General features: G+C 66.3%; 15 protein-coding genes. 9 read left to right on the top strand and 6 right to left on the bottom strand.

The features are described 5' to 3' along the window. Positions 1-11 precede the first annotated feature (11 nt). The 4 genes from IQ16_RS10635 (at position 12) to IQ16_RS10650 (ending at position 7,900) form a co-directional block, all read left to right on the top strand. A complete protein-coding gene (locus IQ16_RS10635; RefSeq protein WP_018643751.1) occupies positions 12-683 on the top strand; it encodes an aspartate/glutamate racemase family protein in 672 nt (223 codons plus the stop codon). 148 nt (positions 684-831) lie between these two features. After that, entirely contained in the window at positions 832-2,553 is a 1,722-nt protein-coding gene (locus IQ16_RS10640) for an AMP-binding protein (RefSeq protein WP_018643750.1), read from the top strand. A 12-nt stretch (positions 2,554-2,565) separates the two neighbouring features. Continuing rightward, positions 2,566-5,868, top strand: coding sequence for an acetyl-CoA carboxylase family protein (locus IQ16_RS10645; protein WP_018643749.1), 3,303 nt, complete (start codon positions 2,566-2,568; stop codon positions 5,866-5,868). A 166-nt stretch (positions 5,869-6,034) separates the two neighbouring features. Then, the gene (locus IQ16_RS10650) at positions 6,035-7,900 is read left to right on the top strand and encodes a sigma-54-dependent Fis family transcriptional regulator (RefSeq protein WP_026312101.1); all 1,866 of its coding nucleotides are present in this window, start codon (positions 6,035-6,037) and stop codon (positions 7,898-7,900) included. Between the two features lie 175 nt (positions 7,901-8,075). Here the strand turns inward: IQ16_RS10650 and IQ16_RS10655 are convergent, their stop codons facing one another. Together IQ16_RS10655 and IQ16_RS10660 are read right to left on the bottom strand one after the other, a co-directional pair. Beyond that, complete coding sequence (locus tag IQ16_RS10655; protein ID WP_018643747.1) at positions 8,076-8,630, bottom strand: flavin reductase family protein; 555 nt, start codon at positions 8,628-8,630, stop codon at positions 8,076-8,078. 57 nt (positions 8,631-8,687) lie between these two features. After that, entirely contained in the window at positions 8,688-9,785 is a 1,098-nt protein-coding gene (locus IQ16_RS10660; RefSeq protein ID WP_026312100.1) for an LLM class flavin-dependent oxidoreductase, read from the bottom strand. 210 nt (positions 9,786-9,995) lie between these two features. Here IQ16_RS10660 and IQ16_RS10665 point away from each other — a divergent pair, with 210 nt between their 5' ends. The 3 genes from IQ16_RS10665 to poxB all read left to right on the top strand — a co-directional run bounded on the left by IQ16_RS10665 (position 9,996) and on the right by poxB (position 13,403). After that, a complete protein-coding gene (locus IQ16_RS10665) occupies positions 9,996-10,910 on the top strand; it encodes a 2-dehydro-3-deoxygalactonokinase (RefSeq protein ID WP_018643745.1) in 915 nt (304 codons plus the stop codon). Between the two features lie 13 nt (positions 10,911-10,923). Further along, complete coding sequence (locus IQ16_RS10670) at positions 10,924-11,556, top strand: 2-dehydro-3-deoxy-6-phosphogalactonate aldolase (RefSeq protein ID WP_018643744.1); 633 nt, start codon at positions 10,924-10,926, stop codon at positions 11,554-11,556. Between the two features lie 110 nt (positions 11,557-11,666). Beyond that, positions 11,667-13,403, top strand: a complete 1,737-nt coding sequence (gene poxB, locus IQ16_RS10675; RefSeq protein ID WP_018643743.1) for a ubiquinone-dependent pyruvate dehydrogenase — start codon at positions 11,667-11,669, stop codon at positions 13,401-13,403. Here poxB and IQ16_RS10680 read toward each other — a convergent pair. Next, entirely contained in the window at positions 13,400-13,765 is a 366-nt protein-coding gene (locus tag IQ16_RS10680) for a hypothetical protein (RefSeq protein WP_018643742.1), read from the bottom strand. The genes poxB and IQ16_RS10680 overlap by 4 nt on opposite strands. A 68-nt stretch (positions 13,766-13,833) precedes the next feature. Then, on the bottom strand, positions 13,834-14,742 hold the full coding sequence (locus tag IQ16_RS10685; RefSeq protein WP_018643741.1) for a PaaI family thioesterase: 909 nt from the start codon (positions 14,740-14,742) through the stop codon (positions 13,834-13,836). Between the two features lie 150 nt (positions 14,743-14,892). On the opposite strand from IQ16_RS10685, the gene IQ16_RS10690 reads away from it, so the two are divergent. Then, positions 14,893-15,210: a hypothetical protein gene (locus tag IQ16_RS10690; RefSeq protein WP_018643740.1), complete on the top strand. Its 318-nt coding sequence runs from the start codon at positions 14,893-14,895 to the stop codon at positions 15,208-15,210. Positions 15,211-15,406: 196 nt separating this feature from the next. On the opposite strand, the gene IQ16_RS10695 is transcribed toward IQ16_RS10690, so the two are convergent. Both IQ16_RS10695 and atzD read right to left on the bottom strand, forming a co-directional pair. After that, complete coding sequence (locus IQ16_RS10695) at positions 15,407-16,876, bottom strand: amidase (protein WP_018643739.1); 1,470 nt, start codon at positions 16,874-16,876, stop codon at positions 15,407-15,409. A 120-nt stretch (positions 16,877-16,996) separates the two neighbouring features. Further along, entirely contained in the window at positions 16,997-18,106 is a 1,110-nt protein-coding gene (atzD, locus tag IQ16_RS10700; protein WP_018643738.1) for a cyanuric acid amidohydrolase, read from the bottom strand. Between the two features lie 396 nt (positions 18,107-18,502). On the opposite strand from atzD, the gene IQ16_RS10710 reads away from it, so the two are divergent. After that, positions 18,503-20,839 (top strand): Tex family protein, encoded by a 2,337-nt coding sequence (locus IQ16_RS10710; RefSeq protein WP_026312099.1) that lies wholly within the window; start codon positions 18,503-18,505, stop codon positions 20,837-20,839. The last annotated feature ends 77 nt before the right edge of the window (positions 20,840-20,916 follow it).

Consider the following 20,916-nt stretch of genomic DNA (forward strand, 5'->3'; position numbering starts at 1 on the left):
ATAGCGGAAGGATGGGCCAAAACTCCGATCGGCGCCGCCGCATCCTCCTGATCAATCCGAACAGCAATGAGGCGACCACCGCGATGATGGTGGCGATCGCCAGGTCCGCAGCCGCCGATGGCTTCGACATTGCCGGCGCCACGGCAACGCGTGCGCCCGCGATGATCGTCTCGGCGGATGCGCTGGCGGCGGCTGCTTCAGAGGTCGAGGAGATTGCGCGTGTCCGTGGCGGCGAGTGCGATGGCATCATCGTTTCGGCATTCGGCGATCCCGGCCTCGCCGGGATCAAGGCGGCGATGACGCTGCCTGCCGTGGGCATCGGCGAATCCGCGATGCTGGAAGCCGCTGAGAGCGGTCGCCGGTTCGGCGTGGCGACCACGACGCCATTGCTGAAAGCGAAGATCGATGCATTGCCTGATACGCTGGGGCTGCAATCGCTCTACACCGGCACGCGCTTTGCCGACGGCGATCCCGAGGTGCTGATGAGCGATCCGGCGCGGCTTCGGGCAGCGCTCGCCGGCGCGGTCGAGGCCTGCATTGCGCAGGACGCAGCGGAAGCTGTGATCATCGGCGGCGGGCCGCTGGGCGAAGCGGCGCGCGAGCTTCGGCCGATGTTCACCGTTCCGGTCATCGCGCCGATCCCGTCTGCCGTGCGGCGGATCATTCGTCTCGTCACCGCGTAACGTCTGGTTTTTCCGCGCCGCGGCATCGGCCGTGCCACGGAAAACTGTTTTCCTTGACATGAACTCTGCCGTGCTCGACGTGTAACGAGGTCGAGTGACGGCAGATTGCGTCCCTCGCGATAAGAAAAGCAGAACGGGAAAAGACGCCATGAGCGCAGGCCTCAACGAGAAGGACTATCTCGCCACATTGCGCGGCCTGTGGGACAAGGCCTGGCCGAAGGGCATGCCGCGCTCGCCGAACTATCTGCACGGCGAAGTTCCCCTGACGGAATATCTGCGCGCCTGGGCGAAGCGGAGCCCGGAGCGCCCCGCCGTGATCTTCTACGGGCATGTCACCACCTATGCCGATCTCGATCGGCAGAGCGATCGCTTTGCGGCGCTGTTGCAGTCGAAGGGCGTGCGCAAGGGCGACCGCGTCGCCGTCTTCCTGCCGAACTGCCCGCAATTCCACATCGTCTTCTTCGGCATCTTGAAGCTCGGCGCGGTCCACGTCCCCGTCAGCCCGCTGTCGCGCGCCTTCGAATTGTCCTACGAGCTCAACGACACCCAGGCCGAAGTGATCGTGGCGCTGGACCAGCTCATCCCCGTCGTCGAGCAGGTGAGGGGCGAGGTGCGGCTGCGCGAGATCATCGTCACGAGCTTTGCCGATGTCGTGCCGGCTGCGCCAGCATTTCCTGCGCCGGATTCGATCCGCTCGCCGCGCGTCGCGGTCCCGGGCGCCACCGATCTGCTGCCGGCACTCGCCGCGATGCCGGCGCCGACGCCGCTGCCGCCGCCCGGCCTCGATGATGTCGCCGCGCTCAACTACACGGGCGGCACCACCGGCATGCCCAAGGGATGCGTCCATACTCATCGCGACATGGTCTATACGGCTGCCGCCAATTACGGAATCTCGGTGCTGTCGGACGAGAGCAGCGTGTTCCTGTCGTTCTTTCCGGAATTCTGGATTGCAGGTGAAAACTTCGGCCTGATCTTCCCGCTGTTCTCCGGCGCGACCTTGGTCCTGCTCGCGCGCTGGGATGCCGTCGGCGCGATGGCCGCGATCGACAAGTACAAGGTCACCATCACCGCAATGCCGGTGGACGGCGCGGTCGAACTGATGGACCATCCGCGCTGGGGCGAGTTCGACCTCTCGTCGTTGGAGCAGGTGCGCGTCGTCTCCTTCGTCAAGAAGCTCAACGCCGACTACCGCAAGCGCTGGAAGGACCTCACCGGCACGATCCTGATGGAGGCGGCGTGGGGCATGACCGAGACCCACACCTCCAACACTTTCACGGCGGGCTTCCAGGAGAACGATTTCGATCTCAACAACCAGCCGATCTTCGTCGGCCTGCCGGTCCCCGGCGCCGAGTTCAAGATCACCGATTTCGAGACCGGCGCGTTGCTGCCGCTCGGCGCCGAAGGCGAGATCCGCGTGCGCACACCGTCGCTGCTCAAGAGCTACTGGAACAAGCCGGAGGCTACTGCGGAGTCGCTCGTCGACGGCTGGCTGCGCACCGGCGACATCGGCACCATCGACAAGGACGGTTTTCTGCACTTCCTCGGCCGCCGCAAGGAGATGCTCAAGGTCAAGGGCATGAGCGTATTCCCGCCGGAGATCGAGGCGCTGCTCGGCCAGCATCCGAAGGTGCTGGGCTCGGGCGTGGTTGGGCGCGACGATCCCGACAAGGGTCAGGTGCCGGTCGCCTATATCCAGCTCAAGCCGGAGGCTGTCGGCACCATCTCCGCGGAAGACCTGCGCGCCTGGTGTGCCGAGCGCATGGCCGTCTACAAGGTCCCGGAAGTGCGTATTATCGATGCCCTGCCACTGACGGCGACGGGCAAGGTGAAGAAGCAGGACCTCAATCCAAATCTTCCTGCTGCTGTCTGAGCGAGAGAGACGATGTCGTTCAAAAAACTCCTGATCGCCAACCGCGGCGAGATCGCCATCCGCATCGCGCGCGCGGCGGCTGACGCCGGCATCGCGACGGTCGCGATCCATCCCGCCGACGATACGCTGTCGCTGCATGTGCGCGTTGCCGACGAGGCGGTCGAAATCCCCGGCCGCGGCGCGCGGGCCTATCTCGACATCGAGGCGGTGGTGAAGGCGGCGAAGACGGCCGGCTGCGATGCCGTGCATCCCGGCTATGGCTTCCTCAGCGAGAACGCGGCATTTGCAAAGGCCTGCGCGGACGCCGGCATCACCTTCGTCGGGCCGAAGGCGACCGCGCTCGAACTGTTCGGCGACAAGGTCGCGGCGCGGCAACTGGCCAAGCGCTGCGGCGTGCCGATCATTGCCGGCACCAGCGGCCCCTCGTCGCTGGAGGAGATTTCGGCATTCTTCACCTCGCTCGGCAGCAACGCGGCGATCGTGATCAAGGCCATGGCCGGCGGCGGCGGCCGCGGCATGCGCGTCGTCGAGAACGCTGCGGATTTGGCCGAGGCCTATGCACGCTGCCAGTCCGAGACCAAGGCTGCGTTCGGCTTCGACGGCGTCTATGCCGAGCGGCTGATCCGGCAGGCGCGCCACATCGAGGTCCAGATCATCGGCGACCGCCATGGCGCGATCTCCCATCTCTGGGAACGCGAATGCACGATCCAGCGCCGGCACCAGAAGCTGGTTGAGGTGGCGCCGAGCCCGTCGCTGAGCGATGCCCTGCGCGGCCGCATCATCGAGGCTGCAAAGCAGCTGGCGACGGCGGCCTCTTACGACAATCTCGGCACCTTCGAATTCCTGGTCGACGGCACCGCCGAGGACAGCTTTGCCTTCATCGAAGCCAATCCGCGGCTCCAGGTCGAGCACACCGTCACGGAAGAGGTGCTCGGCCTCGACCTCGTCCGCGCCCAGCTCGCGGTCGCCGCGGGAGCTTCGCTGGCGTCCCTCGACCTCGCGCAAGGCTCGATACCGAAGCCGCGCGGCTATGCCATGCAGCTCCGCGTCAATATGGAGACGCTGGACGAGACCGGCGCGACCCACCCCACCGGCGGCGTGCTCGCGGTGTTCGAGCCGCCGTCGGGGCCGGGCGTCCGCGTCGATAGTTTTGGCTATGCCGGTTACAAGACCAGCGCGGCCTTCGACTCGCTGCTGGCAAAGGTCATCGTGCATACGCCGGGCGAGGCGTGGCATGACGTGGTCGCCAAGGCGTCGCGCGCTCTGCGCGAGTTCCGGATCGACGGCGTCGTCACCAACATCGCTTTCCTCCAGGCCGTGCTGGCGCATCCCGACTTCAGGACGAACCGCATCGCGACGGGTTTCATCGATCGCAACATCGCAAAGTTGGTCGAGGCAGAGGAAGGAGCGGCCAAGCCGCTCTACTTTGCGGCGGCAGAGCGTGCCGCTCACGGCGCGGAAGCGCATGTCGCGCCAGTCGTGCCCGAAGGTGCGGTCATGGTCGCAGCGCCCCTGCAGGGCACTATCGTCACGATCCAAGTCAAGGAAGGCGAAATCGTTCGTCCGGGCCAGCAGCTTGCCGTGATCGAGTCCATGAAGATGGAGCATCTCGTGATGGCCGAGCAGGGCGGGCGGGTGACAAAACTCGTCGCCGGCGACGGCGTCACGCTGCTGCATGGCGAGCCGATCATGTATCTGGAGCCGCTCGACGTCGCGGCCGACAGCACGGCGGCGGAAGCCGATGTCGATCTCGACCACATCCGCCCTGACCTCGCCGAACTGATTGAGCGACAGGCCAATACGCTCGATGAAAACCGCCCGGCCTCGGTCGAGCGCCGCCGCAACACCAACCAGCGCACCGCGCGCGAGAATGTCGCGCAGCTCGTCGACGACGGCTCGTTCATGGAATACGGGAGCCTCGCGATTGCGGCGCAGCGCCGTCGCCGCAAGCTCGACGATCTCATCAAGAACACGCCGGCCGACGGCCTCGTCATGGGCGTCGCCACGGTGAATGGCGAGAAGTTCGGACCCGAGGGCGCGCGCTGCATCGTCGTGGCCTATGACTACACCGTGCTCGCGGGCACGCAGGGCCACATGAACCACAAGAAGATCGACCGCATGCTGACGCTGGCGGAAGACTGGCGCGTGCCGCTGGTGTTTTACGCCGAGGGCGGCGGCGGGCGGCCCGGCGACACCGACCGGCTCGGCATGACCGGCCTCGACGGCCCGTCCTTCGTGCAGTTCGCAAGGCTCTCGGGCCTCGTGCCTGTCGTCGGCGTCGTCTCCGGCTATTGCTTTGCCGGCAATGCCGCGATGCTCGGCTGCTGCGACGTGATCATTGCGACCAAGAATGCCTCGATCGGCATGGGCGGCCCGGCCATGATCGAGGGCGGCGGACTTGGCGTCTATCATCCGGCCGAGGTCGGCCCTGTTACGTTCCAGTCGCCGAACGGCGTCATCGATATCCTCGTCGAGGACGAGGAGGAAGCGACGCGCGTCGCGCAAAAATACCTCTCCTACTTCCAGGGCGCGGTGACGGCTTGGGAAGCCGCCGACCAGCGCCTGCTCCGCCGCGCCATCCCCGAGAACCGGTTGCGCGTCTACGACATCCGCAGCGTGATCGACCTCGTCGCCGACAAGGATTCCGTGCTGGAGCTCCGCCGCGACTACGGCGTCGGCATGATCACCGCGCTGATCCGCATCGAAGGAAAACCGTTCGGCCTGATCGCCAACAATCCGCGCCATCTCGGCGGCGCGATCGATGCCGATGCCGGTGACAAGGCGGCGCGTTTCCTCCAGCTCTGCGATGCGTTCGACTTACCCGTCATCTCACTGTGCGACACGCCCGGCTTCATGGTCGGCCCGGAGGCCGAGAAGACCGCGATCGTGCGCCACGTCTCGCGCATGTTCGTGACGGGTGCGAGCCTCACCGTGCCCCTCTTCGGCATCGTGCTGCGCAAGGGCTATGGTCTTGGCGCACAGTCGATGATCGGCGGCGGCTTCCACGCCTCGTTCTTCACCGCGGCCTGGCCGACCGGCGAGTTCGGCGGCATGGGCCTGGAAGGCTATGTGCGCCTCGGCTTCCGCAAGGAGATGGAGGCGATCGCCGATCCCGAAGAGCGCGAGACCTATTACCGCAACAAGGTCGCCGAGCTCTACGCCAACGGCAAGGCCGTCTCGATCGCCTCGGTGTTCGAGATCGACAACGTCATCGACCCCGCCGAGACGCGGCGGTGGATCATGGCGGGGCTTAGGTCGGTGCCGAAGCCCCCGGCAAGGACGGCGAAGAAGCGGCCCTGCATCGACACGTGGTGACGGCGGTGCAGCAATAGCGATGTGACGTCATTCCGGGTTCGGTTCTTCGAGCCGCCCCGGAATGACGAGAGGAGGCAGCGTGCGCTCCTCTGTTCCCTGTTCCCGATTGACATCCCCATCCGTAGTGCCAGACTTTGCACAATAATACAGGGTGGAGACGTCCGCGATGGCCAGCCTTTCGGCCTCGAACCATGTCGCCCGTGTCTTGTCCGTCGCCAATCAGGTTACTGACCGCTTGGCCGACGTCGATGCCTCTTCGCGGATTGCCAATTCCTGGCGGCGCTGCCTGATCAGCCACAAGCTCGATCCCGCCCGCCAGGGCCCGCCGCAGACGCTGACGGAAGCCGAGATCCGCCACGTCGCCGAGCCCATGGAGGAGACGATCAGGCTCGCCACGCCCGAGCTCGAGGATCTTGCCCGCGTGCTGCGCGACGCCGGCTATTGCGTCAATCTCGCGGATGCGAACGCGACCATGTTGTTCAGCCGCCTGCCGGGCGAAGCCGACGCAAAGATGTTTCTGGACTGGAAGATCTACACCGGCTCGAACTTCGCCGAAACCTTTGAGGGCACCAATGGGCTCGGCACCGCGCTCACCGAGCAGAAGCCGATCCTGGTGCACCGCGACGAGCATTTTCGCGCGCAATGGCACATGTTCTCCTGCGCGGTGGCGCCGCTGTTCGATCAGGCCGGGCGTCTTGCCGGTGCGGTGAACATCACCTCCTGCCGCGAGGATCTCGAGCGCGCTGCGCATCAGCTTGCGCTGGCGGTGACGATGGAGGCGACGCGGCGGATGGAGGGCGCGATCTTCCGCGGCCATTTCCGCAACGCCTGGATTGCGACGGTGCCCGGTGACGGCGGCAGCGGGCTCATCGCCTATGACGACGACCGCCGCATCGTCGGCGCCTGTCGTTCTGCGCGCGCGCTGCTCGGCCTCACCGATGGCCTCATTGCCTCCGGCATCGATCTGTCGCGCTACATCAGGTTCGATCATCATGCCGCGCGTGGCGCGGACGAGATCGTCGAGCTGCGCCGCGCCGACGGTACTCCGCTGGGGCAGGGGCATGTCGCGCCGCCGATGCGTGCAAAATCGCATGCGCCGCGCCGCGATGCGCCCGCCAGCCGCCCCGAGGCCCTGCACCGTCTTGCAGGCCGCGATCCCGGCCTGGTCAGAAGCGTGAAGCGGCTCATGAGCATCGGCGATCACAACCTGCCGGTGCTGCTGCATGGCGAGACCGGTGTCGGCAAGGACGTGTTCGCGCGCGCCATCCACGCCGCGAGCAATCGCGCGCGCAACAATTATGTCGCGCTGAACTGCGCGGCGATGCCGGAAAGCCTGATCGATGCCGAGCTGTTCGGCTACGAGGCCGGCGCCTTCACCGGCGCGCGCCGCGAGGGCTCCAAGGGGCTGATCGTGCAGGCCGATGGCGGCACGCTGTTCCTCGACGAGATCGGCGACATGCCGATCGCGCTGCAGACGCGCCTCTTGCGCGTTCTGGAAAACCGCGAGGTCTGGCCCCTCGGCGCGCTCAAGCCGGTGCCGGTCGACATCCGCCTGGTCAGCGCCACCCACCGCGATCTCGGCCGCATGGCGGAGGAGGGCGCCTTCCGCGCCGACCTCTATTTCCGCCTCCGCGGCATGGAGGTGCGCCTGCCGGCGTTGCGCGAGCGCGCCGACCGCGACGACATCATCCGCCAGATCGCGCGCGAGGAGGCGCCGAATTGCCGGCTCTCGGACGAAGCCTGGGCACTGCTTTCGGCCTATCCTTATCCCGGCAACATGCGCCAGCTCCGTCATGTATTGCGGCTTGCCGGCTGCACGGCGGAGAACGGCGTCATCACCGATGCCGATCTCGATCTGCCGCCGTTCGGCGGGAGGGCGGAGCCGGATCTCGCGACGGCCGAGCGCGCGACGATCGTGGAAGCGCTGCGCAAGCATGGCGGCCGCGTCACGGAGGCAGCACGCGCGCTGAAGCTGAGCCGCGCGACGCTGTATCGGAAGATCAAAGCGATGAAGATCGAGACGGCGCAGTAGGGTTTAATTGCGCGCCGCGAGCGTTCTTCTATCCGCGAGTCCGAAATCGTAGGGTGGGCAAAGGCGCACTTGCGCCGTGCCCGCGAATTCTCACCAATCACACGCAAATGGTGGGCACGCTTCGCTTTGCCCACCCTACGATATCTGTGGTCGTGGATAGCTTGCGCCGCGGCGCTTACGAAAAATCCGTCCAGCTCAGATGCCGTGCATCGAGATCGCCGAGCGCGACCGTCTCGCGCATCTCGTGCGGCGTGTGAAAATGGCCGCGCAGATAGACCAGCGGCTTGGCCGCATCCGCATGCGAGACGCCACGGACCTCGCCGACAAAGATCGAATGCGTCTTCGTTTCGAACTCCTGCGCCAGCACGCAGTCGAATGCCGCCGCCGCATCCGTCAGCAGCGGCGCGCCGGTCACGCCGCGCGTCCACTGCCCGAACGCAAAGCGGTCGTCGCCGTTGACGCCCTTCTGGCCGCTGAAGGTCAGCGCCAGCATCGCGTGATCCTCATGCAAAAAGTTGATCGCAAACGCGCCTTCCTCGCGGATGCGCGCGTGTGCACTGGCATTGCGGTTGACGCAGACGATCAGCGAGGGCGGCGAGTCCGACAACGAGCAGGCCGATGTCACCGTGAGCCCCGTGCGCCTGCCATGCTCGGCGCCGACCGTGACCAGCGCCACGGCACCTGCGCATTGGCGCATCGCCTGCTTGAAATCCTTGGCGTCCACCGACACGCGGAAATCTCCCAAATGAATGCGGGTGCGCCACGATCGCGCCGCACCCGCATCGGGTCAAGCCGCCTTCTTCGCGGAGCCGAGATGCGTCAGGCGCGGCATCACCTCGTTCTTCAGCAGCGAGAGCGAGTGGTGCCAGGCTTCGGCCTTGTGCTTGTAGTCGAAGCCGAACACCAGCAGCACGCCGAAGCCGCCGACCTCGTCGTAGATCTTCTCGATCTTCTCGGCGACGGTCGCGGGCGAGCCGACGATCCAGTTCCGCTTGGCGCAATATTCGACCGTCACATCGCTGTCGGGCACGTCAGGCGCGTGCTTCAGATAATCCTTGAAGCCGAAATGGCCGAGCAGGGGCAGGAAGTACTCGCTCATCATCCGGCCCATCATGTCGCCGGTCGAGAGCTTCCAGGCCTCCTCATCGGTATTGGCAACGAACACCTCGCGCACCAGCCGCCAGTCCTGCCGGTTCGGCTTGCGTCCCGTCTTGGCCGCGCCGATTTCCACGGAGTCCCAGTGGCTGCCGACATAGGCCGGGTTGAGGTTGAGGCTCATCGGGATGAAGCCGCGCTCGCCCGCGAGCTTCAGCGTGTCCGAGTTCTTCGACAGACCGGCGACGCCGATCGGCGGATGCGGCGCCTGCAGCGGCTTGATGTGGGGTTTCAGGAAGTCGAACATCGTGTCCGGCTTGGTCACCGTCCAGAACTTGCCCTTGTAGGTGAAGGGCGCGGGATCGGACCACAGCTTCAGGATGATCTCCAGCGCCTCGCGGGTCATGTCGCGGTTCTGTCCGCTCATGCCGTCGACGTTGAACATCGCCCAGTCGCTTGGCAGCCCCGAGGCCGCGACGCCGAAATTGAGCCGGCCCTCGGACATGTGGTCGAGCATCGCGACGCGGTTGGCGAGCTCGGCCGGGTGGTGATAGGGCAAGAGGAAGCCGCCCGGCCCGATGCGAAGCTTCTTGGTCTGCATCAAGGCCTGCGCGATCAGAAGGTCCGGTGTGGGATTGGGTTCCCAGGGCGCAGTGTGGTGCTCGCCGACCCAGGCCTCCTGATAGCCGAGCTCGTCGAGCCAGCGCATGACCTGCAGGTCCCAGTCGTTTCCTTCCTTCAGGCCGCACTCCGGCGGATGCGAAGGCATCGTGAAATAGCCGATCTCCATGGGTTTCCTCTCCATAATTGACGCGTCTTGCTGCGCGGTTCACGGATGTGAGTGGAGAGGCTTAAGCAAGCGGTGTGCCAGCGCGCCTCGCGCCTCAGACCTGCGAGAAAAGGCTGGTTTGCCGGGGCAATAGCCGATATCCCGGGGCAGATTTCCAAGGGACCGTCTCATTGTCGCGAGACGGCGTCTTGCCGGTGAGACGAGGATAGGATGACCGAACCCGCCTATGTCGCTGTGGATTGGGGCACCAGCAGTTTTCGCCTGTGGCTGGTCGATCGCGCCGGCCAGGTGCTGGCCGAGCGCCGCAGCGGCGAGGGCATGCTGGCCGCGGCGAAGGCTGGCTTTGCCGGTGTGCTGCAATCACATCTTGCTGCAGTCGAGGCACCCGCGCACCTGCCGGTTCTCGTCTGCGGCATGGCCGGCGCGAAGACCGGCTGGGTCGAGGCCGGTTATGTCGACACGCCGGCGTCGCTCGCCGCCATCCTGAAGCACGCCGCGCGCGTGCCGGGCGAGGCGCGCGATATCCGCATCCTGCCGGGCATCGCGCAGCGCGATGCCAAGGCGCCGGACGTGATGCGCGGCGAGGAGACGCAGTTGCTTGGCGCGCTCGGTCTTCAGGCCGCCGGCGAGGCGCTGGTCTGCATGCCCGGAACGCATTCGAAATGGGTGCGGGTGACTGATGGCACGGTCATGCGGTTTTCCACCTTCATGACCGGCGAGCTCTTCAGCGTGGTCTCGCGCGAGACCATCCTCTCGCTCGCGGTTGCCGGCGCCGATGATGCCGAGAACGTTGCGAGCTTCAAGACGGCGGTGAAATCTGCGTATGAAGCACCCGCCTTTGCGGCGAACCTGCTGTTCGGCGCGCGCGCACGGCAGCTGCTGTTCGGCGGCACGCCGGCTGCGGCGCGCGAAACGCTGTCGGGCACCTTGATCGGTGCCGAGCTGGCGGCAGGGCTTACCGGCACGGTACCGAAAGCCGGCATCACGCTGGTTGCCTCGGGTCGCCTGGCAACGCTGTACCGGCACGCCTTCGACGCCCTGTCGGTCACCGTGCAGCCGATCGATGCGGATGAAGCGGTCCGCCGTGGCCTGTCGATGGCGGCAGCGGCGATCTGGACGAAATAGAAGGACTTTTGAGATGAGCGTTCCCTTTCCGCCGATGCAGCGCCCGCTGGTCGCGATCCTCCGTGGCGTCAAGCCCGATGAGACCGAGTCCATCGTTGGCGTGCTGATCGAGGCCGGCATGACCGCGATCGAGATTCCCCTGAACTCGCCCGATCCGTTCCGCTCGATCGGGCTTGCCGTGAAGCTCGCGCCCGCTGGCGTGCTGATCGGCGCCGGCACGGTGCTGACCGCCGCAGACGTCGATCGTCTCAACGATGTCGGCGGCAGGCTGATGGTCTCGCCCAATGTCGACACCGAGGTGCTGGCGCGCGCGCACCAGCACGGCATGGTGACGTTGCCGGGCGTGTTCTCGCCGACCGAGGCGCTGCTCGCGGCGCGCTCCGGCGCATCGGGCCTGAAATTCTTTCCGGCGAGTGTGCTCGGTGCATCCGGCATCGCCGCGATCCGCGCCGTGCTGCCGGCAGGCGTGATGATCGCCGCCGTCGGCGGCGTCTCCGACCAGAACTTTGCCGAGTACATCAAGGGTGGTGTGACGGCGTTCGGGCTCGGCTCCAGCCTCTACAAGCCCGGCATGAGTGCAGCCGATGTCGCAGCGCGCGCAAAGGCGACGATCGCGGCCTATGATCGGGCGATTGTGAAAGACTGAACCGGCAATAAACTAGCCGTGATCCTCTCGTAGCTTATTGTGCCGCATTGTGTCGCGATGCTGAGATTCGAGCATCGTAGACATGCGACTGGCGACAGCAGGAGACCGACATGGCGATCAACAACGTGGCCGATCTGTTCGTGGCAACGCTCGAACAGGCCGGCGTCAAGCGCATCTACGGCATCGTCGGCGACAGCCTGAACGCTCTGACCGAGGCGCTGCGACGCCGCGGCACCATCGAATGGATCCATGTCCGCCACGAGGAGGTCGCAGCATTCGCGGCAGCGGGCGAAGCCGAGATGACCGGAAGCCTTGCGGTGTGCGCCGGTTCCTGCGGTCCGGGCAATCTGCATCTCATCAACGGCCTGTTCGATGCGCATCGCAGCCGCGTCCCCGTGCTGGCGATCGCGGCGCAAATTCCGACAGCCGAGATCGGCGGCGGCTATTTCCAGGAGACGCACCCGCAGAATCTGTTTCGCGAATGCAGCCATTATTGCGAGCTGGTGTCGGACCCGAGCCAGCTGCCCTACGTGCTGGAAAACGCCATCCGCGCGGCGGTGGGCCTGCGCGGCGTCGCCGTCGTCGCCATGCCCGGCGATGTGGCCTTCCGCGCGCCGCCCAAGCGCGCGCTGTCGACGGCGCGCGGGCTTGCGCTGGCGGCACCGAAGGTCGTGCCGCAGACGGATGAGCTGAAAGCCCTGGCGGACCTCCTCAACGGCGCCGAGCGCATCACTCTGTTCTGCGGCCGCGGTTGCGCCGGCGCGCATGCGCCGCTGATGCAGCTTGCGGAAGCTCTCAAGAGCCCGATCGTGCATGCGCTCGGCGGCAAGGAGCATGTCGAATACGACAACCCGTACGACGTCGGCATGACCGGCTTCATCGGCTTCTCCTCCGGCTACGCCGCGATGCACGCCTGCGACGCGCTGGTGATGCTTGGCACCGATTTTCCCTACAAGCAGTTCTTCCCGACCGACGCGAAGGTCGCGCAGGTCGACATCCGTCCGGAAAATCTCGGGCGGCGCTGCAGGATCGACCTTGGCCTCGTCGGTGACGTCAAGCTGACCATCGAGGCACTGCTGCCGCTGCTCAAGTCCAAGACCCAGCGCCGGCATCTCGACGATGCCATCGCCCACTACAAGAAGGCGCGCGAAGGTCTGGACTCGCTCGCCAGGGGCACGCCGGGCAGCAAGCCGATCCATCCGCAATATCTCGCAAAGGTCATCAGCGACCACGCCTCCGACGACGCCGTGTTCACCGCCGATGTCGGCACGCCGACGGTGTGGGCCGCGCGCTATCTCGACATGAACGGGCGGCGCCGGCTGATCGGCTCCTTCGTGCACGGCTCGATGGCCAATGCGATGCCGCAGGCGATCGGCGCGCAGGCCGCCCAGCCCGGCCGTCAGGTGATCTCGCTGTCGGGCGACGGCGGCTTCACCATGCTGATGGGCGACCTCATCACGCTGACGCAGATGAAGCTGCCGGTGAAGGTGGTCGTCTTCAACAATGGCGTGCTCGGCTTCGTCGCGCTGGAGATGAAGGCGGCCGGCTTTGTCGACACCAATGTCGATCTGGAGAACCCCGACTTCGCCGCCATGGCCCGCGCGATGGGCATCTTTGCCAAGCGCGTCGAGGATCCCGGCGAGCTTCCGGGCGCGATGAAGGAGATGCTGGCCCATAACGGACCTGCGCTGCTCGACGTCGTCACCGCCAAGCAGGAGCTGTCGATGCCCCCGACCATCACGCCCGAGCAGATCAAAGGCTTCAGCCTCTGGGTGCTGCGCGCCGTGATGAACGGTCGTGGCGACGAGGTGCTCGATCTCGCGAAGACGAATTTGCTGCCGCGCTAACTGCGCTTCACCGACGGCGCGGGCAGTTGCTCGTGGCGGCGCTGGAAGCGCTGCCAGTGCAGCACGATGCCGATCAGCAGGGCCGGGGCGAAGCCGAGCACGATCAGGAAATGCGGCAGCTCCTTCTGCGAGATGAAGGCGATGGCGATATCCGAGATCAGCCAGAGTGCCGCGAAGATCACTGCGAAATCCGTGCGCGGGCAGCGCAGATAGTAAAACACGGCGGTGATGACGATGGCGGGCCCGATCGCGATGGCGATCATGATCGCCGTCAGCTCCTTCGGAGTCAGCGCGTCGAGCACCATCGAGGCGAGCAGCCAGATCGCAGCGAACATGGCGATGATGTCGATCGGATGCCGCAACCCAATACCTCTCGCAGGAACTGCGCTATCGTTGTGGCCCGGTTCCCCTCCGTCAAGGGAAAATACGTCTATTCCTCGTCACTTCCGGGCGTCGGCCGCAGCATGAAATGACCGAAGGCGGTGGCGATCGGCTTGTCCGCATCGTCCTGCCAGGCACGCGCCTCGAAGGCGACGATGCGACGGCCCTGCTTCACGATCGAGACGTTGGCAAAGGTATCGAGCGCGCGGCCGGAACGGAGATAGTTGACAGTGAGTCCGATCGGCTTGGGCGGCGTGGCGGCGCCGAGCTCGCGCGCGACCCCGATGATGGCCGTGGTCTCGAGGAAGGCGCCGGTCATGCCGCCATGGATCGCGGGCAGGATCGGATTGCCGATGATCTTTGGCGAGAACGGCATGGTCAGCGTGCCGTCGTCGTTGACGCGGATGCCGAGAGCGCGCGCGAACGGGCTGCGTGCGAACGGACCATCGGGATCCTCAGGCGCCTCGAGCGTCGGAATGCTGCGCGCATCCATCCGGCGGTCGGCGAGCATGTTGGTGCGGTTGGCGCCGATCATGAAGCAGGCGGTCGCGGTCGCGACCGGATCGTCCTCGGATTCCTGATAGGCGGTGGAGCGCACGAAGGCGATCGAGCGCGTGGTGCGGTAGCAGACCGAATGCGCCTTGATGTCGAGGCCGGGCGTCGCCGGCTTCTGGTAGTCGATCCGCAGGTCGAGGGTTGCGATGGCGCGCGTGCCGTCGAGCGAGAGTTGCACAGCCATGCCGCAGCTCTCGTCCAGCATCGCGGTGACGACGCCGCCATGCAGAACGCCGGTCTCGGTGTCGCCGACGAAGACGGGACGGTAGGGCAGGCTGGACCAGGCCTCGCCAGGTGCGAAGCGGTCGAGCTGGAGCCCGCTGATATGGCCGTAGTCGGAGCGGCGGCCCTTGATGGCCTCGGCGAGTTCCTCGAACGGGAGCGTGGCAGGTGCAGTGGACATGGCGCTGTTCTAGACCAGTGCCCGCCGCCGCGCAAAACCCGATACGCCTCGCCCGGGACGCCGGCCCCGGGGGGCGGTTTGGCCTCGACAGGGCAGGCCAAAGCAACGATGGTGGGCGCTTCGTTCGTCCAATGCCCGCAAGGAGCGCCCATGACCGACCCCGAGACACCCGGCACCACCCAGGGGCTCGCCACCATTTCGACCTCGAGCTCGGAGCGGGCGCCGATCATCTATTTCGACGGGGCATCGTGCTTCGGCCATCACAATGGTGCGATCCAGATCGAGCTCGCCGCGAACCTGTTGATGCCGGTCGGCGCCGCCGTCAGGGTCGACGTGGTCCAGACCGCGCATCTGCGCTGCAGTGTCCCTGCAGCGCTCGCGCTACGCGAAGCGCTCGACAAGGCGCTCGCGATGTACAAGCAGGGCCAGCAGCAGCCCGCGGAGGACATTCCGGCGGTGAAGAACTGAAGGCCGTCGCGCGGGCCTGCATGGTTCTCGCGGCGACGCGAAGCGTCGTCCGTAGACGCGCCGCGAGGCGGCGCTCCTCACCATGAGGGTCTGACATTCTCGCCACGAAACGAGACCTCATCCTGAGGGCCCGCCAACGGCGGGCGTCTCGAAGGATGGCCGCAAGCGTGGGGCCTACGAAACAAATAGTCCCGCTTCAGCCGACATGCACCTTGGGCTTCTTGCCGCCGTTCCACTTGCCGTCGAGCGCGCGCTCGATCTGGGCGGCGAGCTGCAAGAGCAGGCCGTCATTGGCCTGCTTGGCGATGGCCTGGATGCCGAGCGGCAGGCCGTGGTCTTGCGCTGCCATCGGCATCGAGATTGCGGGCATGCCGCAGAGATTGGCGAGCGGCGTGAAGGCGAAGAAGCGCCAGAGATTGCCGAACCAGTCGAGCACATCAGGATTGTCGGAGATGGTGAGATATTCCCTGGTGCCGACCTTCGGCGTCGGCAGCGCGGTGATCGGCGTCAGGATCACGTCCCACTGCTCGAAGAACGCGCCGAAGCTGCGTGACGTCGTGTTGAACACGCCCTGCATCTTCGCCCGTTCGGCGAAGGTCGTGTGGCGGCCGGCCTCCCAGATGCGGATGTTCATGGGCTCGATCAGATCTTCCGGCGGCTTTTCCAGCCCGCGCGCGGCGAGCATGTTGGAGATCACCACCGCGAAATTCGAGATGTAGCAGGTGGTCTGCGCCGCGAAGGCCGCGCGGAAGTCGAGCTCGGGCAGCGCGTAGTCGACGTGATGGCCGAGGCCTTCGAGGAAACGGCCGGTCTTCTCCAGCTCGGCGGCGATCTCGGGCGTCGCGGTGTAATCGCCCCAGGTGTGCGACAGCGCGATGCGAAGTTTCGTCGGATCGCGCTTGATCATTTCCGAATAAGGCTGCGCCGTGGTCCAGAACGGCATGAACTCGCCGGGCGCGGGCCCGCGCGCGTGATCGACGAAGGCGGCGGTGTCGCGCACCGAGCGCGACTGGCAGCCCTGGATCGAGACGAGGCCGGTGAGGTCGGACATGTGCGGCGCCAGCGAGAACACGCCGCGCGAGACCTTCAAGCCGATATTGCCGTTGACGCCGGCGGGAATGCGGATCGAGCCGCCACCGTCGGTCGCATGCGCGATCGGCACCACGCCGGCCGCGACCATCGCGGCGCTGCCCGCCGACGAGCCGCAGGTGGTGTAGTCGGTATTCCAGGGATTGCGCGTGACGTAGACGGCGGGATTGTCGGCCGAGCTGCAGACGCCGAATTCCGGCGTCGTGGTGCGTCCGATCAGGTTGAGCCCCGCCTGGCGGAATTTGCCGGTGAGGAACGTGTCCGCCGCGGCGCGATTGCCGCGCATCAACAGCGAGCCCATCTCCTGGAGCCGGCCCTTCATGGTCGGTCCCAGGTCCTTCATCAGGAAGGGCAGGCCGGCGAACGGACCTGCGAGATTGGCGCCGTCCTTGGCGGGATCGGCGATCACGTCCTCGAACAGCTCGACCACGCCCGACAGCGCCGGATTGACCTTGGCGACGCCCGCAGCAGCCTGGCGCGCCAGCTCCTTCGCCGTCAGCTCGCCTTTGCGGACGCGGGCCGCCAGCGCCACGCCATCGTGCTGCGCCCATTCATTCCAGCTCATCGGCAAAGTCATGAAGTCAAAATCCCCTTAAGGTGCGGCGCCACCTTTTTCGCAACGGCCCGCGTGAATCAACTGAGCCGGCGCGAGGGGCAGGGTTGCGCCGGGCGGAGAGGTCGGATGATGCCGGCTCTATCAATCCGACAGTCGTGCGATCGCCGCAACCGGGCCGCCGCCGGCCGGCCCCTGATGCTCGGCACCGCCGGACACGTAGACCGCGCCGGTGCCGGCAAGGCCCGCGATCAGGCCGCCGACCGCGGCGCGGGCGTGGCGTGTCGAGCTGATGTCGGTGTCCTCGAGCATGGTGTGGCGAAAGCCGCGCACGCTGCCGTCAGGCGAGGCTTCCGCCTTGGCGAAGATGTTGACGAGCGCGCGGCCCGCGCCGGTTTGCGGTGCGACGCCAAGCCCGACGCTGTTCAATGCCGATACCACAGCCGGCGCGTCGATCGCATCGTCCATCACCGCGTGCCCGATCTCGAACGCGCTCGCTGACGACTGCGAGTTGCCGAGCACGATGACGACATTGTGCATCAGCTCGATCCCGGACGAGGTCGATGCGACGTTCGAGAACAGGTCGTAGCGTCGCAGCACGTCCTCGTCGCGGACGTCGGGGCCGATCTCGCCGAGCGCGACCGCAACCCCCAGCGCGGAGGCGCCGCGCGAATAGGCCATCGAGCTGTAAGAGCTCGTCGTCGCCGTCTTGTTGCCGCGCGCGTTTGCCGCCGCGACACGCTCGCTGGTCAGCAGCGGACACTTGATCTGCACGAAATGCACGTCGGCGGGCTCGAGGATGCCGGCATCCGCCATCGCGGCCTTCACAGCCTTGGCCGTCTCCGCGATCTGTGCGGAGCGCCCAAGCTCTTCGGGCAGGAAGTCCCGTGTGTGCGCCATGCCGATGCTCAGGCGCTTGCCGGACAGGCCCGCCGGGCGCTCGGCCTCGCGGCGCGTGAACACCGTGATATGCCGGCTCAGCACGCCTTCGGTGCCGCCTGACATGACGAAGGCGATGCGCTGCTCGACCGTCTCCGGCGACAGGCCAAGCTTTGGTGCCAGCGCCGTGCACAGCGCGGCGACGGCGTACTCCCGGGTAAAATCGTTGACGCCGCCGTTGCCCTCGGTCTTGCCGAGAATGGCGAGGATCGACTTCGGATCGATCGCGCCGGAGCCGATCATGGCCATCAGGCCGGAGACGTCGCCGGGGCCCGTGGTGGCGACCTTGAAGACGCCGACCGATGTAGTACGCATGAATGGTGCTCGTGTGGATTCAGGGGCCCGGCACTGCAAACAGCCGCTGAACCACAGCGTATGTCAATCCCCATCGTCGTCCTGGCGAAAGCCAGGACCCATTACCCCAGGGAGTGGTTTGGCGAAGACTCGTGGCCGGTACTCATACCGTCAGCAATCGATGGATTCCGCGGTATGGGTCCTGGCTTTCGCCAGGACGACAAGAGGTAGAGTCCTCGCACCATGAACGCCCGCCGTCCCCACGAATGTGGCGACATCGCATCGATCCAGCAAAAAAATCCTCTGTCGACGGTTGCGCGCCGCACCTTGATGAATCAACCTTGGTTGGTCCATAAGCGGCGTCCCGCGGCCAGTGGTTCGCCCCTGCGTCGCGTGCTTGGATAGAGGGATTCTCGCGTGGCAAATATCAACCAGAAAATTGCGCAGGAGCTTGGGGTTCGGGCGGAGCAGGTCGAGGCGGCGGTGACGCTGCTCGACGGCGGCGCCACGGTTCCCTTCATCGCCCGCTACCGCAAGGAAGCGACCGGTGCGCTCGACGACGCGCAATTGCGCACCCTGGAGGAGCGCCTGGTCTACCTGCGCGAGCTCGAGGACCGCCGCAAGGCCATCCTCGAATCGGTCCGCGACCAGGGCAAGCTCGATGCCGCGCTGGAAGCCACCATCATGGCCGCCGACAGCAAGGCGCGCCTGGAAGACATCTATCTGCCGTTCAAGCCCAAGCGCCGCACCAAGGCCGAGATCGCCAAGGAAGCCGGCCTCGAGCCGCTCGCCAATCAGCTCATCGCCGAGCCCGGCAACGATCCGAAGGTCGTGGCGGAAGGTTTCATCAACGCCGAGAAGGGTGTTGCGGATGCTGCCGCCGCGCTCGACGGCGCCCGCGCCATCCTGGTCGAACGCTTCGACGAGGACGCCGACCTGATCGGCGCGCTGCGTGAGGAGATGTGGACCAACGCGCGCATGGCCTCCAAGGTGCGCGACGGCAAGAAGACCGAGGGCGAAAAGTTCGCCGACTATTTCGATTTCTCGGAGCCGCTGACCAGGCTGCCGTCGCACCGCATCCTCGCGATGTTCCGCGGCGAGAAGGAGGAGATCCTCGACCTGCAAATTCAGCCCGAGGCCGAAGCACCGCCGCCCGGCGTGCCCAGCGCCTATGAATTGAAGATCATGAAGCGCTTCGCTATCGCCGACCTCAAGCGTGCCGGCGACCGCTGGCTGGTCGACACCGTGCGCTGGGCCTGGCGCACCAAGATCCAGGTGCATCTCAACATCGACCTGCGCATGCGGCTGTGGAATGCGGCCGAAACCGAGGCGGTGCGCGTGTTCGCCTCCAATCTGCGCGACCTGCTGCTGGCCGCGCCCGCCGGCACCCGCGCCACTATGGGGCTCGATCCCGGTTACCGCACCGGTGTCAAGGTCGCCGTCACCGACGCCACAGGCAAGGTGGTCGATACGGCCGTGATCTATCCGCACGAGCCGCAGCGACAGTGGAACGAGTCGCTGGCGACGCTGGGCCGGCTCGCGATGAAGCACCGCGTCGAGCTGATTGCGATCGGCAACGGCACTGCCTCGCGCGAGACCGACAAGCTCGCGGGCGATCTCGTCAAGGGCCTCGCCGAGCTGAAGATGAACAAGATCGTGGTGTCGGAAGCCGGCGCGTCGGTCTATTCGGCCTCGGCCTTTGCGTCGGAGGAGTTGCCCGGCCTCGACGTCACCTTGCGCGGCGCGGTCTCGATCGCGCGGCGCCTGCAGGATCCGCTCGCCGAGCTGGTCAAGATCGAGCCGAAGGCGATCGGCGTCGGCCAGTATCAGCATGACCTCGGCCAGGCCAAGCTGGCCAAATCGCTCGATGCCGTGGTGGAAGATTGCGTGAACGCCGTCGGCGTCGACGTCAACACCGCCTCCGCCCCGCTGCTCGCGCGCGTGTCGGGCGTCGGCTCGGGCCTTGCCCAGAGCATCGTGGCGCATCGCGACGCCAACGGCCCGTTCAAGTCGCGCAAGGCGCTCAAGGACGTGCCGCGGCTGGGGCCGAAGGCGTTCGAGCAGTGCGCGGGCTTCTTGCGCATCCTCGGCGGCGAGGACCCGCTCGACGCGTCAGGCGTGCATCCCGAAGCCTATCCCGTGGTGCGGCGGATTCTCGAGGCGACCAAGAGCGACATCAAGGCGCTGATCGGCAGCAGCGAGATCGTGCGCACGCTGAAACCGAAGGATTTTGTCGACGAGACCTTCGGTCTGCCGACCGTCACCGACATCCTGCGCGAGCTTGAAAAGCCCGGCCGCGACCCGCGACCGGCGTTCAAGGCCGCCGTGTTCAAGGAAGGCGTCGAGGAGATCAAGGATCTCAAGAAGGGCATGATCCTCGAGGGCACCGTGACCAACGTCGCCGCCTTCGGCGCCTTCGTCGACATCGGCGTGCACCAGGACGGCCTCGTCCATATCTCGGCGATGTCGAAGAACTTCATCAAGGATCCGCGCGAGGTGGTGAAGCCCGGCGACATCGTCAAGGTGAAGGTGCTGGACTTCGAGGTCGCCCGCAAGCGCATCTCGCTGACGCTGCGGCTCGACGACGAGGTCGGCGCCAAGAAGGACGCCCCCGGCATGCAGCGCGACAACGGCCAGCGCAACGCGAGCCGCATGACTTCGTCCGCGCCGCGCAAGCAGGAATCCTCCGGCGGCGGCGCGCTTGCCGAGGCCATGCGCCGCGCGGCCGAGAAGAACAACGGCAAGCGGGCGTAAGAGTCTCTTACCTCTCCCCGCTCTTTGCGGGGAGAGGTTAGCTGTGGATACAGGGAGAGCTATCTCCACGTCATTGC

The sequence above is a fragment of the Bradyrhizobium huanghuaihaiense genome, from assembly GCF_007830635.1.
GTDB classification, from domain to species: domain Bacteria; phylum Pseudomonadota; class Alphaproteobacteria; order Rhizobiales; family Xanthobacteraceae; genus Bradyrhizobium; species Bradyrhizobium huanghuaihaiense.

Bases quoted from the DNA above. Each gene is read 5' to 3' on its own strand.
- atzD (WP_018643738.1), bottom strand. From the start codon at position 18,106: ATGCGTACTACATCGGTCGGCGTCTTCAAGGTCGCCACCACGGGCCCC.
- IQ16_RS10640 (WP_018643750.1), top strand. From the start codon at position 832: ATGAGCGCAGGCCTCAACGAGAAGGACTATCTCGCCACATTGCGCGGC.
- poxB (WP_018643743.1), top strand. From the start codon at position 11,667: ATGGCGATCAACAACGTGGCCGATCTGTTCGTGGCAACGCTCGAACAG.
- IQ16_RS10685 (WP_018643741.1), bottom strand. From the start codon at position 14,742: ATGTCCACTGCACCTGCCACGCTCCCGTTCGAGGAACTCGCCGAGGCC.
- IQ16_RS10635 (WP_018643751.1), top strand. From the start codon at position 12: ATGGGCCAAAACTCCGATCGGCGCCGCCGCATCCTCCTGATCAATCCG.
- IQ16_RS10695 (WP_018643739.1), bottom strand. From the start codon at position 16,876: ATGACTTTGCCGATGAGCTGGAATGAATGGGCGCAGCACGATGGCGTG.
- IQ16_RS10645 (WP_018643749.1), top strand. From the start codon at position 2,566: ATGTCGTTCAAAAAACTCCTGATCGCCAACCGCGGCGAGATCGCCATC.
- IQ16_RS10660 (WP_026312100.1), bottom strand. From the start codon at position 9,785: ATGGAGATCGGCTATTTCACGATGCCTTCGCATCCGCCGGAGTGCGGC.
- IQ16_RS10650 (WP_026312101.1), top strand. From the start codon at position 6,035: ATGGCCAGCCTTTCGGCCTCGAACCATGTCGCCCGTGTCTTGTCCGTC.
- IQ16_RS10690 (WP_018643740.1), top strand. From the start codon at position 14,893: ATGACCGACCCCGAGACACCCGGCACCACCCAGGGGCTCGCCACCATT.
- IQ16_RS10670 (WP_018643744.1), top strand. From the start codon at position 10,924: ATGAGCGTTCCCTTTCCGCCGATGCAGCGCCCGCTGGTCGCGATCCTC.
- IQ16_RS10665 (WP_018643745.1), top strand. From the start codon at position 9,996: ATGACCGAACCCGCCTATGTCGCTGTGGATTGGGGCACCAGCAGTTTT.